This window comes from Ruminococcus sp. FC2018, from assembly GCF_000621805.1.
In the GTDB taxonomy this organism is placed as follows: Bacteria; Bacillota; Clostridia; order Oscillospirales; family Ruminococcaceae; genus Hominimerdicola.
Genome location: NZ_JHXH01000003.1, coordinates 90,098 through 103,109 on the forward strand (window position 1 = coordinate 90,098; position 13,012 = coordinate 103,109).

At 47.0% G+C, this 13,012-nt stretch carries 14 protein-coding genes; 1 reads left to right on the forward strand and 13 read right to left on the reverse strand.

The features are described from left to right. Positions 1 to 17 precede the first annotated feature (17 nt). From iorA to T494_RS0102890, 9 genes are all read right to left on the reverse strand, one after another. A complete protein-coding gene (gene iorA / locus T494_RS0102850; RefSeq protein ID WP_028504984.1) occupies positions 18 to 1,790 on the reverse strand; it encodes an indolepyruvate ferredoxin oxidoreductase subunit alpha in 1,773 nt (590 codons plus the stop codon). Positions 1,791 to 1,873: 83 nt separating this feature from the next. Then, positions 1,874 to 3,025 (reverse strand): metallophosphoesterase, encoded by a 1,152-nt coding sequence (locus T494_RS0102855; protein ID WP_028504985.1) that lies wholly within the window; start codon positions 3,023 to 3,025, stop codon positions 1,874 to 1,876. Between the two features lie 2 nt (positions 3,026 to 3,027). Continuing rightward, entirely contained in the window at positions 3,028 to 4,254 is a 1,227-nt protein-coding gene (locus tag T494_RS0102860; protein ID WP_028504986.1) for a class I SAM-dependent rRNA methyltransferase, read from the reverse strand. Further along, positions 4,251 to 4,631, reverse strand: coding sequence for a TIGR04076 family protein (locus T494_RS0102865; protein WP_028504987.1), 381 nt, complete (start codon positions 4,629 to 4,631; stop codon positions 4,251 to 4,253). The genes T494_RS0102860 and T494_RS0102865 overlap by 4 nt, the downstream gene beginning before the upstream one ends. 19 nt (positions 4,632 to 4,650) lie before the next feature. After that, positions 4,651 to 4,968: a TfoX/Sxy family protein gene (locus T494_RS0102870; RefSeq protein ID WP_028504988.1), complete on the reverse strand. Its 318-nt coding sequence runs from the start codon at positions 4,966 to 4,968 to the stop codon at positions 4,651 to 4,653. 39 nt (positions 4,969 to 5,007) lie between these two features. Continuing rightward, the gene (locus T494_RS0102875) at positions 5,008 to 5,319 is read right to left on the reverse strand and encodes a hypothetical protein (protein ID WP_028504989.1); all 312 of its coding nucleotides are present in this window, start codon (positions 5,317 to 5,319) and stop codon (positions 5,008 to 5,010) included. 126 nt (positions 5,320 to 5,445) lie between these two features. Continuing rightward, on the reverse strand, positions 5,446 to 6,279 hold the full coding sequence (locus T494_RS0102880) for an amino acid ABC transporter substrate-binding protein (protein WP_028504990.1): 834 nt from the start codon (positions 6,277 to 6,279) through the stop codon (positions 5,446 to 5,448). A gap of 254 nt (positions 6,280 to 6,533) precedes the next feature. Then, complete coding sequence (locus T494_RS0102885) at positions 6,534 to 6,845, reverse strand: hypothetical protein (protein ID WP_028504991.1); 312 nt, start codon at positions 6,843 to 6,845, stop codon at positions 6,534 to 6,536. Positions 6,846 to 7,160: 315 nt separating this feature from the next. Beyond that, a complete protein-coding gene (locus T494_RS0102890; RefSeq protein ID WP_028504992.1) occupies positions 7,161 to 9,293 on the reverse strand; it encodes a cell wall-binding repeat-containing protein in 2,133 nt (710 codons plus the stop codon). Positions 9,294 to 9,715: 422 nt separating this feature from the next. Between T494_RS0102890 and T494_RS0102895 the strand changes: the two genes are divergently transcribed. Then, the gene (locus T494_RS0102895; protein WP_028504993.1) at positions 9,716 to 10,075 is read left to right on the forward strand and encodes a hypothetical protein; all 360 of its coding nucleotides are present in this window, start codon (positions 9,716 to 9,718) and stop codon (positions 10,073 to 10,075) included. Positions 10,076 to 10,111: 36 nt separating this feature from the next. Here T494_RS0102895 and rpiB read toward each other — a convergent pair whose 3' ends face one another. The 4 genes from rpiB to T494_RS0102915 are packed head-to-tail and all read right to left on the reverse strand — an operon-like array spanning position 10,112 to position 12,911. Beyond that, positions 10,112 to 10,552, reverse strand: a complete 441-nt coding sequence (gene rpiB / locus T494_RS0102900) for a ribose 5-phosphate isomerase B (protein WP_028504994.1) — start codon at positions 10,550 to 10,552, stop codon at positions 10,112 to 10,114. Then, a complete protein-coding gene (gene tsaB / locus T494_RS0102905; protein ID WP_028504995.1) occupies positions 10,549 to 11,256 on the reverse strand; it encodes a tRNA (adenosine(37)-N6)-threonylcarbamoyltransferase complex dimerization subunit type 1 TsaB in 708 nt (235 codons plus the stop codon). The genes rpiB and tsaB overlap by 4 nt, the downstream gene beginning before the upstream one ends. Further along, positions 11,225 to 11,680, reverse strand: coding sequence for a tRNA (adenosine(37)-N6)-threonylcarbamoyltransferase complex ATPase subunit type 1 TsaE (gene tsaE, locus T494_RS0102910; RefSeq protein ID WP_028504996.1), 456 nt, complete (start codon positions 11,678 to 11,680; stop codon positions 11,225 to 11,227). Before tsaE ends, tsaB begins: the two co-directional genes overlap by 32 nt. Positions 11,681 to 11,693: 13 nt before the next feature. Next, positions 11,694 to 12,911: a DUF3810 domain-containing protein gene (locus tag T494_RS0102915; RefSeq protein WP_028504997.1), complete on the reverse strand. Its 1,218-nt coding sequence runs from the start codon at positions 12,909 to 12,911 to the stop codon at positions 11,694 to 11,696. Positions 12,912 to 13,012: the final 101 nt, after the last annotated feature.

A 13,012-nucleotide genomic window follows, 5' to 3' on the forward strand; every position in this document is an offset into this window, starting at 1 on the left:
TCAAGCCACCCCTTTCATTATCCCTCACGCTTTTCTATTGCACCCACAGGGCAGACCTGTGCGCACAGGGAACAGCCGAAGCAAAGGCTCTTTTCCACAGTGACCTTGCCGTCGTCTATAACTATTGCAGGACAGCCAAGCTGGCTTATGCACTTTTTACAGCCCACGCACTTGTCGGTTATCTCGTACTGCTTTGCAGACTTTGTAACGGCGATACAGGGCGACTTGAAGATGACTGCTCTTACGCCGCTTTTTTCAGCCGCTCTCTGAACAGCCGCAGTGGCTGCGGAAAGGTCAAGGGGGTTCACAGTTTCAACGCTTGTAAGACCTATGGCTTTAAGTATGGCTTCAATGGACACCTTCTGTGCCACCTCCCCCATCATAGTGACTCCTGTACCAGGGTGTGGCTGATGACCTGTCATGGCGGTGGTGGAATTGTCAAGGACAATAAGGATCATATCGTTTTGGTTATACACCGCATTTATCACGCCGGTAATGCCCGAGGCGAAAAATGTGGAATCGCCGATAAATGAAAAGTTCAGAGTATCCGGCTCCACGATATGAAGTCCCTGGGCGATAGTCACGTCTGCACCCATGCAAAGACAGGTATCCACCATATCAAGGGGCATTGCGTTGCCAAGGGTATAGCAGCCGATATCGCCGCTGAACACGGCTTTTCTGCCCTTTACAGCCTGCTTTACCGCATAGAAGGAAGCTCTGTGGGGACAGCCTGCGCAAAGCACAGGGGGTCTTACGGGAAGCTCAGGCGGCTTTGGGAAAGAGCTTTCTGCGGGCTTGATACCCAAAAAGCCTTCCAGCACCTTAGCCACTGATTCGGCAGAATTCTCACCTGCGCTCTGAACGCAGGAATCTATCTTTCCGTGTATCTTAACGTTAAGTCCGTACTTTCCGCAGATGTATACAAGCTCTCTTTCAAGCACAGGGTCGAGCTCCTCAAAGCACATTACCTCATCCAGTCCCTCAAGGAACTCAAGAGCCTGCTTTTCGGGAAACGGGAACGGCGTTGCAACTTTAAATACCTTGACCTCCTGTCCGCTGTCCTCAAGGCTTTCCATTACATATCCGTAGCTTGCCCCATGGGTGCAGATACCCTTTTTACCGCTGCCTGTAAGGGTATTGAAGCGGTAAGAGGAAAACTCATCACCGATCAGCGGATTGCGTTTTTCGATTTTCTGATGATTGAGGAAAGATGTTCTGGGGAATATAACCCAGCGCATGGTGTCCTTTACAAATCCATCGGGGATATGCCTTTCATAGCTTTCATCCACCTGCACGTCAGCGCATCCGTGACATATCCTTGTGGTAGGTCTGAAAAGGACAGGGGTTTGGTATTTTTCCGAGAAGTCAAAGGCATCCTTTATCATCTCGTATGCCTCCTCGGGCGAGGAGGGGTCGAACACAGGCAGCTTGCAGAAGTGTGCAAAGTGCCTTGTATCCTGCTCTGTCTGGGAAGATATCGGACCCGGGTCGTCGGCGGAAACTATGACCATTGCCCCCTTGACGCCCACGTAGGCAAGGCTCATAAGCGGATCGGATGCCACGTTCAGTCCCACCTGTTTCATGGTGACAAGAACCCTTGCCCCTGCATAGGCTCCTCCTGCAGCCACCTCAAGAGCTGCCTTTTCGTTTACGCTCCATTCCACATGGATAGAGCCGTCGTTGTTTTTTGCCACAGTTTCAAGTATCTCCGTAGAGGGAGTACCGGGATAGCCTGCCACAAGGTTCACACCTGCGTGGATAGCACCCAGTCCGATAGCTTCGTTACCCATTAAGAATTTTTTGACCTTCAATTTTTATCCCACCGTTTCATGGTATTCTGTATTGTATATAAGCGTTATTCATTGCCGCTTTTTTATTTTTTCTCTGCAAAATTTATAGTTACTTTTGCCACCTCGCATTTTGCAGGAAACTTGAAATGAAAGCCCCAGCCGCCTGCACCTTGTGTGGTGAATGCAGTCATGTCGCCAAACTGCTGTGTGCCGTACATCATATCGTTCATAAATGAAAACGGCAGATAGGTAAGGGGGAACTGCTCCCCGTGTGTATGCCCGTGCATGGAAACGTCTGCACCTGCGGCAGCGATCTCCTTTATACCGTGAGGCTCATGTTTAAGTACGATAAGAGGCTTTGTCTTATCCGCTTTTGTCCTTTCAAGCAGTTTGTCTATGGAATAGCCCACGGTGTCGTACTCCGAGCGCATACCAACCAGAGTTATGTCTTCGGCGATAACTGCGCTTTCGTCCTGAAGCACCCTGATACCTGCCTGTGTGAAATACTCTGTTGTATCGCCCCCCTGCATACCCTCGTGGTTGCCAAGGATATAGAAAGAGCCGTATTTGCTTTTTACGCTTTTGAACTTCTCGCTGAAATACTCCATTTCATCTGTGGTTGTGTTCTCATCGAAAACATCACCCAGCAGGAACACAACGTCGGGCTGCATTCCGTTTATCTTTTCCACGATAGTATCTATTGTACTTTTGTGGGCAGAGATGCCTATATGGGTATCGGACACCACCGCAGCGGTCAGACTCTTGTTTTTTGAAGCCTTCTGAACGTTTATCTCATGATCTGATGTGCGTACTATGCCTGCGTTTATATAACCCACCACGCCAAGCAAAGCTGTGGCGATAAGCAGCACCGGGACGGTTATCCTGGTTTCCTTGATAAAGTGAAGAAAGCGGTTTTCCGGTTTGAGGAATGCACCAAGCAAAAAGCCAAAAACGTATTTGAGCAGCATAATGACCGAGGTGTAGATAAGCACGATGAATGTCACCGCCGACAGGAATATCATTACCTCTTTAAGCGGCTTGAAAGTTATGCTCTTTATGTTGAACACAGTGTAGAACATATTTGTTATCAGCAATGTTACAATAAGCCAGAAATAGACCTTTGATGCCGCAACGTTATTTTTCCACCAGTCAAGGCAGCTCACAACGCCTATCCCAAGGACAAATACCACTGCTGCGAAAATCACAAACACCATAATATATACCCCTTTTTTCATTCTCAAACCACCTGGAAGAGATAGAATTTGAGATAGTCCGTTTCCGGAACGTTGAGCATTATCGGGTGGTCGGGGCTTTGTCTTCTGGACTCTATCATTTTAAGGCTGACCCCTGCGTCGGCAGCTGCGGACATAAGCATTTTCACAAACAGCTCATTGTCCATAAAGTGGGAACAGGAACAAGTGGCGAGGTATCCTCCCCTTGGCAGCAGTTTCATTGCACGGTAGTTTATTTCCTTATATCCCCTTTTGGCACTGTCCACCGTTTTGCGGTTTTTGGTAAATGCAGGCGGGTCGAGTATTATAAAATCGTAGTCCGCTCCCTTTTGCGCAAGCTGCGGCAGCAGGTCAAACACGTCTGCACACAAAAAATCCATGCTTCCGTCAAGACCGTTTTTCACAGCGTTTTCCTTTGCGGTATCAACGGCAAACTGCGAAACGTCCACCGCAGTAACGTGCGCCGCACCGCCCTTTGCGGCATTCAGAGCAAAGGAGCCTGTGTGGGTAAAGCAGTCAAGCACACGCTTGCCCTTTGCGATTTTTGCAACGGCAAGGCGGTTATACTTCTGGTCAAGGAAAAAGCCTGTTTTCTGTCCGTTTTCCACATCAACGGTATACACTATCCCGTTCTCTGTCATCTCGGTGACCGGTGAGGGCGGCTGGGGAAGAAAATCCGCCTTATACCAGCCTTTATACTGCTGCAAGCCCTCCAGCTCACGGATAGCCACGTCGTTGCGCTCCATTATCCCTTTTACCTGTATCCCATCTTTGGAAAGGCAGTCGCACAGCGCTTTGTATATCACATCTTTTTTCCTGTCCATGCCAAAGGAAAGCACCTGGGAAACGAGAATATCACCGTATTTGTCCACGGTAAGTCCGCACAGTCCGTCGGCTTCACCGAAAATAAGCCTGCACGCCGAAAAGTCATCGCCCATAACAGTCTTTCGATAGTCAATGGCGTACTGCACACGGCGCTGATAAAAGCTGTCGGAAAAAGTCTCGTTTGTATTATTTGAAAGCAGACGAATGCGTATCTTGCTTTTTTCGCTGTAAAAACCGCTGCCCAGATACTTTCCGCCCTGTGAGAAAACATCGGCGATGCAGCCGTTTTCGCACTCGCCCGGCTGGTCGGTTATCACGTTGTCGTACACCCACGGGTGTCCGCTCTTTATTTCACGCTCGCCTTTTTTTGAAACGGTGAACGCAGGGAACTCTCTTTTTATCTTCATTTGTCCTCTCCTTGAGTTTTATCGTCGGGGTAATCCCAGAACCCGCCCTTGTGGAAATTCTCATTGCCAAGCGGCTTTGCCGTCAGCCTGAATATCACGCACCCGTCGGGGCAGACGACAGTTTTGCTGTACTTTCCATCGCCGCCGAGATTTTCAAGGTCGCCGCCGCTTCTCACCGCTTCCATTAGCGGATAAAGCATCATCATCGTCTTTGAGCAGATACCAAATCCCTGCTTATTCACGGGACAGCCGTAGGTGCAGGTATATACATCGCCTATCTCCTCGCCGTTGCGGCAGTATCTCTCGGTCTTGTCACCGTGCAGAAAGCCCGCTACCTCAACGGTGAACTCGTATTCTTCATCATACCACTTTTTCATAGCTGTCTCCTTTGCGCTGCTATTTCTTCTTTTTCTTCGGTTCGTCAAGCTCGGGGTACATCTCCCTGACAAGTCCGCACAGAAAATCTCTGTCGTCTATATCATCAACGAGCAACATCGGCTTTGCGCCCTCGTAGGGAAGCTCAAGCGGTGCTGTCGGCATCAGCCTTTTGGCTGACCGGGTGGGCTTGACGAGAAATCTGTCGTCGTACACCCCGCCGAATATCCTGCCTTGATAGTAAAGGATAAACTCCCCCATCATCGCCTTGTAAGTGATGCCATCCAGTCCCGAAAGCTGTTCAAGTATAAAGTCAAGGTAGCCTTTCTTTGATGCCATATGTTTAACCTCCAAGCACATAGATCAGAATTTGTTCAGTTATTCCGAAGAGTCACTTTGCTCATCGTCTTCATTATTCGTTTCATCATTACAATTTAATGCGTCCGGATTAAAATGCCAGTATATAGACCCAATAACATAATAATCTAATAAACAAAGTAATGCGAGCCATTTGCAAGGTGATATAAGACCTGCTATCAGAAAATGGATACCGCCAATAAAAGGTACAGCGGAATGACTATGACCATCTTTTGTTTTTCCGAAAATCAAAGGGATCTGTACCAAAAGATAGAATAAGCCAATAGCACCTAAAATTGCGGGAAAAACCCATGGATGTAATTTAAACCACATATTCATCCCTCCCCACAAATTCCGATTTGTAATAATACAATTATAACCGCCTGCGGCTTTATTGTCAACGATTTGCGCACAAAAAAACCGCCCGAGCACAAGCCCGAACGGTTTTATCTTCAAATATTACTTGATAGTAGTTACGTCGCTTCCGAACCACTTCTTGGAGATCTCCTCTACCTTGCCGTCCTTCTTCATCTCCTTGAGTGTCTCCTCGATCTTCTTGCAAAGCTCGTTTGCGCCAAGCTTGAAGCCGATAGCGTACTGTTCCTCAGAAAGCCCGTCGGAAAGCACTTCAAAGCTCTTGCCGGTTGATGTTATCTCGTAGTTTGCCACAACAGAGTCAAGAAATACTGCGTCTACCATTTTCAGCTCCAGCTGCTGGATAGCTTCAACGTTGGTTGCCAGCTCTGTCATGGTTGTTTCCTTGCCGATATCTGAATCCTTCAATATCTCCTGTGCGGTGGAGCCGTTCTGTACCGCAACCTTCTTGCCCTTCAGGTCGTCCTTGGACTTGATGCCGCTGTCCTTGTTCACCATAAATACCATGCTGTTGTTCATGTAAGGCTCACTCATAAGCATCTGCTTCTTTCTCTCGTCACTGACAGAGAGACCGTTCCAGATGCAGTCGATGGTACCTGCATTAAGGTCCTGCTCCTTGGTGTCCCAGTTTACGTTGTAGGTCTCAAGCTTAACGCCCATTCTCTTGCAGACCTCTTCCGCCAGGTCGATATCAAAGCCCACGATCTTATCGTTCTCGTCGGTGTAGCCCATAGGCTTGAATGTAGCATCAAGACCCAGAACCAGCTTGCCTGCGTCCTGAACTTTCTTCAGGGAATCGTCGCTGCCTGAGCTGCTTTTGCTGTCACTGCTGCTGGAAGAGCTGCCGCAGCCTACAGAAAACAGCATCATTGCTGCCATAGCTGCGCAAGCTATTTTCTTCACAATACTCTTTTTCATGTTCTTACTGTCCTTTCTTACGCCGTTAACACGGCACTTTAATACACTGATATGATAACATAAAAAACACATATTGTAAATAGCGCTCTGCCATTTTCCACTCTTTTAGCAATTTTTTCTGTATTTTCAAATTATGTTTGCGCACTTTGCACATTCTTCTCAATTACGAAAATGCTGCCTTTAAAATTTCGCTGCTCTCCCAACTCTTTGAGATACAAAAAAACGTACACATCGAAGATATTAAATCATCGTTTTCAAACAAAAAACAGTGTCAAAAACAGTACCAATGTTGAAAACTTTGAAGAATTTGGGCAAAAAGAGCCTTGAAAACCTGCATTTTTAACATTTTCAACCGAGTTTTCAACAAAACTGTATGCTTTTGCCCGGGTTTTCAACTGTCCGAAAAATCTCCTGTTACCTTTTTGTAACATCTGAAAATGACCGACATTCACCGAAAACGCTTTTTCGGTGGATGATCTTACCGCCTTAAAAAACCGCAGTTCTTTTCTGTACTTTACGAAATTTTCGATATCTGCTAATAACAAAAAAGAAAGCGGCTGTATCAACAGCCTGCTTCCCACAATGAAGTATAAGATGAAAAAGGAGCAAACGTTCCTTGCTGCCTTTGTGGAGATTCTACGGCATAACCGTCCCCGGGGCTCCGGGAACAGCAAACCGTATTTATATGAAGGTGAATCTTATTATTTGACAGGAGCTTTCAAAATCTCTTTGACTGTTTGTCCAAGCTTTTCTGCGGTGTCCCTGTAACCTTGTACATATATTACCCTTTTAATATGATAAACAGGTGAAAGTCCAAAGAAAGAATACTGAAAACAAAACAGAGCGGACGACCTGCCCGCTCTGCTGATATCATATTAAGATCAGATAATATCCTTGGTTATGCCGCCGAAAACATAGACTGTCTTTGGCTTTCTCTTGTTGCTGTAATTCTCCAGCCAGCTGGTATATCCGTTATCTGCGATAACGATCGGTGCTTTAAGGCTTGCTGCCAGGACTCCGCCTGCCAGCGCATCCGGGAAGTTAAGACCTGTGGTGGTACAAAGAGCGTCGCCTGTAAGGTCGGATGCAAAAGCTTCGTTGAGCTTAACGCTTGTCTCAAATCTGTTTACTCCGCCGATACGGGTTATCTTCGGCGCATACGGTGCAAGCACCTTCTCTGCGTCCTCGGATATAGCAAGAGGTCCGCCCACGATATAGATATTTGTCAGCTTACCCTTCATCTTTTCAAGGTACTGCTGAGTTTTTCCGTCGTACTGTGCCGACTTGGTCATATACAGGATGTTTGCATTTCTTCTTGCGGCGATATTACCAAGTGAAAGTGCATCGGCAAAATTCTCACCGCTTACGAAGAACAGCTCCTTGGCTTCCGATTTGCCGTTATTCTTGCGCACATAGTCGGTATTTTCCGCAACGAGTGCAGCTGTTGCAAATCTTGTTTCTCCGCCTATTCTGAACACATCATAACCCTGTTTTTTAAGGCTGTCCTCTATGTCCTTGGAAACAACCAGCGTTCCGCCCATAATAAATATTGAATGAGCTTTAAGACGCTTGATCTCGTTCATTGTATCCTGCTGCAGGGACTGGGGCCCTGTAAGAAGTATAGGTGCTGACAATCCGTCTGCAAGAGGTACAGCTGCCAGTGCATCTGCAAAAGAAGTATTGGATGCCAGCACTACGCTGTATGCTCCGTTTGGATATGCCTGCTTGGAAACAGCGGTCGCAGTAGTGAACTCGTTAAGTCCTGCAAGGACTACCTTCTTTGCGTTGTCGGAAACCTTATACTTTGTAACGCTTACAATATTGGAATTCGCAGAGTAATAGATTTTTCCACCGCTCACATTGTATGAAACCACATAATACTTGGTTGTTCCATCCTTTAGAGCAGTTGATGTCCTCGTCGCTGTGGTCTGTCCGTGAAGTTTTGCTTTTCCATCACTCCCTACCTCATAGATATAATAGCCAGTGGTGTTATTTGTTGCTGTCCATCTGAGATAAACCGTATTGCCAATTACCTCGTATCTAAGATTGTGATCGCCGGTAGGCTTCTTAACCTCAACATATCTTACGTCCTGGTCGGTGCTTGGTGACGCAACGCCGGGAACTTTTCTTGTGCTTGCGAACTGCCACATATTGAACTGTCCGCCGTAATTGGTATTGCTTACATAATGAGCCAGCCAGATATCATGCTTGTTTTCAAGTCTGCTCATATCAATATCGGTATAGAACCAGGAGTAGAATGAGGTCAGACCTGCATCATAGCCCTTGCTCTTTATATATGTACAGAAATAATCGCAAAGATCTGCTTTCTGTGCCTTTGAAAGCTTTGCTGCAACCAGTCTTCCGGGAAGTCCTGTGGGGTAGTCGTATGCAGGCTCGATATCAAAGTAAACGGGAAGCTCAAGCTTTCTGCCGGCTATCTTTTTGAGAGTATAGTCTGCTTCCTGTTTTACCTCGGTCTTATTAACAGCCTGAGTGTAGAAGTAAACGCCTACCATAAGTCCGGCTTTATGAGCATTATCCACGTGCTCGGCAAACCTTGAATCGTCAATGAGCGTGCCTGCGCTTCCGTATCCTCTTGCACCTGCACGGACGATAACAAAGCTATAGCCCTCTTTCTTGACCTGATTGAAATCAATATCTCCGTTGAACACGGAAACGTCTATGCCGTATATCTTATTGAAGCTGTTGAATCTGCTCTGGTGAGTTACCAGGGAATTAAAGTCCGTAAGACCCACCCTTCCACGTTCATTGATAAGCTTTGAGTACGTGGGGTCCTGAGCAACATTTTCGTCCAGGTACTTTTCAGCATAGTCCTCATCAATGCCCAGTTTTTCAAGTGCGGCACTTGTGTCCTGCACCTCACCGTCAACGCTTACCACCGCAGCTCCGCCTGTACTATAGTCTTTTTCGCTTGCTGCGGTGACTGCTGCGGCAGCTTGTATGCTAAGAACTGCTGCACATACAGTTCCCAATATCTTTTTACCGATATTCATAGTCACCCTCCGATTTGTGTATCATTTAACAAAAAAACTACGCATAATCCGATTATTTATAACATTATAACAATAATTGTCTGATTTGTCAATAGAGCAAATCGACGATTTGTTATCAATTTGTAACCTTTTGCCGTTGCACAGGGGGCAATTCAAAACCGCAATTTCGGCAACTGCTAATTATAGGCTTTTGTTTCACTTCTACCACAATATATAGGGCGGCGGAAAAATTTTCAAATGAGTAAAAAATACAGAAAAAATTTTACATTTTGCCGAAAACCTATAAATAAAGGGTTTGAGGGGTGCCGGATGCCCTAATTGTCCGTCAAATTGCCCAGTTGAAGATTTCCTGAAAAAGGTATATACAAAACGCATGGAATATGTTACAATAAAGGCAGGATAGAACTTTCAAGGAGGATAGCATGAAAAGGATCTACAAAGCAAGGATAATCAGCGCAAGCGACACACAGGTCACATACGAATATGCCGATACAGCAGGCTTTGTTCAGATATCATCCCTTCCGCCAAGCGGAATAAAGGTCAGCGTAGGCGACACGGTACACATTACGGTGGAGGACGGGGAGGTAATTGCCGTAAGCAAGGGCAGAGGTCTGCTGTCCACCCCATTTGGCATAAAGCTGGTCGGTGTGCTTACCATGATAATCATGCTGCTGGTGCTGTGGCTGGTATGGAGAATACTCAAAAAGGTGATAATCTTTTTTGTCTGGGGATTTATCCTGCTGCTGGTGGGCGTGTATATATTCACTCGTTTCAGACGATAGAAAAAGTCCGGGAAAGCTCCCGGACTATTTTTATGCTTATCTGTTCTCCAATTCGGTTATCTTATCCACTCTGCGCTGGTGTCTTCCGCCCTCAAATGGGGTGTTAAGAAATACATCCACAAGCTCCGCAGCAAGTCCCGCTCCCAGGACCCTTGCGCCCAGACACAGGACGTTTGCGTCGTTATGTGCTCTTGTGAACTTTGCAGAGAAGTAGTCGGAGCAGCAGGCTGCCCTTATGCCCTTTATCTTATTGGCGCACATGGACATTCCTATTCCTGTTCCGCACACAAGCACCGCCATATCGCACTCACCGCTTGTAACCTTTTCGCAGACCTGAGCCGCCTTGTCGGGATAATCACACTTTTCTCCCTCAGCCACTCCAAGGTCAACATATTCTATTCCCTTTTCCTGAAAATACCCGATAAGCTCCTGCTTTAACTGTGGACCTGCGTGGTCATTTCCTATTGCTATCTTCATTTTTCTTCCTCCTGTTTATCTGAATGGGCTTTATCCTTTTCTGCTTTTGTAGCCTGAAGATACGACACTTCAAGCTTGTCCGCCTCCGTAATAAGGCTAATGTGGTCATTTACCGCAAGGCAGAGAGAACCTGCTCTTTGCAGCTCGCAGGCAGCGTTTGCAGTCAGCACATTATCATTGTCCTTAAAAAACTGTTGCTTTACAGCCTGAGCATTATCTCCGGTAAGCATTACAGGCACCGAGGTATCAAGGCTTTCAAAGATGTCGCTGTCCTTTGCCACGGTATCCTCGCTTATTCTTGTAACTCTCCTGCTGTCGCTTTCAAACACTCCCACATAGGATATACCCGGTCTTGCTCTCATGACCGGGATTATTCTCCCTTTGAACGCAGCGCAGTTGTAGGCAAGTGAAAGCAGCGTTGAGACCCCTGCACATCTTAATGTTTCGCACCCCATGCACATTCCCTTTACTGCACCTATGCCGATACGAAGCCCTGTATAAGACCCGGGACCGTTGGCAACAGCCACACAATCTATGCCGCAAAGCTCAAGCCCGCTTTCTTTAAGCGCCTGCTCGACCATTGGCAGTATCACCTGGGAGTGGGTAAGGGTGGTATACACAGATTTCTCCCACAGCAGCCGTGTACCGTCCATTACAGCCACAGACGCCACCTTACCGCTGGTATCTATCCCCAATATCCGCAAATCGTTCATCTCCGTCCAATGTTATCCTGCGTGTATTATCGTCCACACGTTCAATGTTTATCCTTATACAGTCCCCCGGCAGCTCGTCGGCGATATTCTCGCTCCACTCCACCGCAAGGACGTTGTTTCCGTCAAGGTAATCGAAAAAACCTGTTGTTTCCAGATCCACGCCTCCGTTTATCCGGTACATATCAAAATGGCAAAGGCTTCTGTCCCTGCCGGCATATTCATTCACCAGGGCAAAGGTGGGGCTTGTGACCTCGTCGCCCAGTCCCATTCCCAGAGAGATGCCTCTTGTAATGGTGGTTTTCCCCACTCCAAGTCCTCCGCTGTATGCGATGACCTCTCCCCCTGTGAGGCGTCTTCCTATCTCCTCACCAAGGGCGATAGTCTGTGCGGCAGAGGCAGTTTCAAATTCGTATATCAAAAGCTATACCTCACTTTTTGTCTATATAATAATTAAGCATCAGATCCACCATTCTGCCATAGGACTTGCTCCCGTCGGGCACTCCGTTGAGTTTAAGGTTGCCGTCCACGAAGTCAGAGGATATCTTGCTCACGGTCTGGGTATCAAAAACGGTGTCCTCTGCTTTTTTCACACTGTCCCAATACTCTCTGTTGGCATCTATATCCGCCCAGACTTTATCCGAAATGGTGTTATCGAACTTTATCTTTTTCTCATCGTCTGCATACTCAAATATCTTATTTCGCACATAGGAAAGAGCGGTAAGATAGCCTGCGTATCTGTAATAAGGGTCGTCGCTCCTTATGCAGGCAAGGTAGGCAATAAAGGTAGCCTCGTCCTCCTGTATGTAACCCCTTGTATGGGCAAGCTCATGACAGACGGTGCAGGGCAGCTTTGCCTTGTAACAGTGGTTATTATAGTTAGCCTCCATGGAAAAGGGAAAATATATCCCCGTAAGGTTCATCTGGCTCATAAAAAAGGAGCAGGCAACAGGCTTTGGTGTAACATAATAGCCGTCAAGGTTCTTGAATTCCTTGCCAAGCGCCTGCATCGCTTCCTTAGCCGTGCGGTCATAGTCGCACTTCATGACTATGCGGTTTTTCTCGTCCCTGTCCACCTTCTCGGCTGCCTTGTTAATCTCAGCAACTATTGCATCTCCCAGCTGTTCAAGCTGCTCATTGGTATGGGTGTTTTCCGGTATATCGTTGGTTTTGGCAAAATTGGAGGTTCTGTAAAGCACAAAGCAGTTGTTCACCTGGACCACCACCACAAAGGTTATTATCCACAGATAAATATAGCCGAACACCTTGCCGATCTTTTTGCGTCTGCCCTTTTTTATCACAAGCAGAACTATCATTGCCACAAGCGACGCAGGTATGCCGAAAACGGCTATCATAATAAGTATCTCGCCGAAAGAAAAGGGGAAAACCGATGTCAGTCTGCCGTATGTACTCACCCAGAACGGGAAGATATGCTCACGGTACCAGTCGCTGAAAGCGGTGCTGTTTACGGCTGTTATTTCCAGTATGACCGCACCGAGAATAAGCCCCAGGCAGACGCAGGTCTGTATGCTCAAGGGATATCTTCGTTTTTTCTTTTCCGCCTTTTCGGCAGAGCTTTCCTCGGCACAGTTTTCCTCCTGCGCAAGCTGCTCCTCGGCGGCAGTGATAAGCTCGGTATCGGTCGGCATATGCGTTCTCCTGCGGTGTTTATGTGTTTTTCTACAACTATAAATATACCACGCACCGCATAGTTTGTCAACAACAGCAGGCAGTGGGAAAGTATGGACAC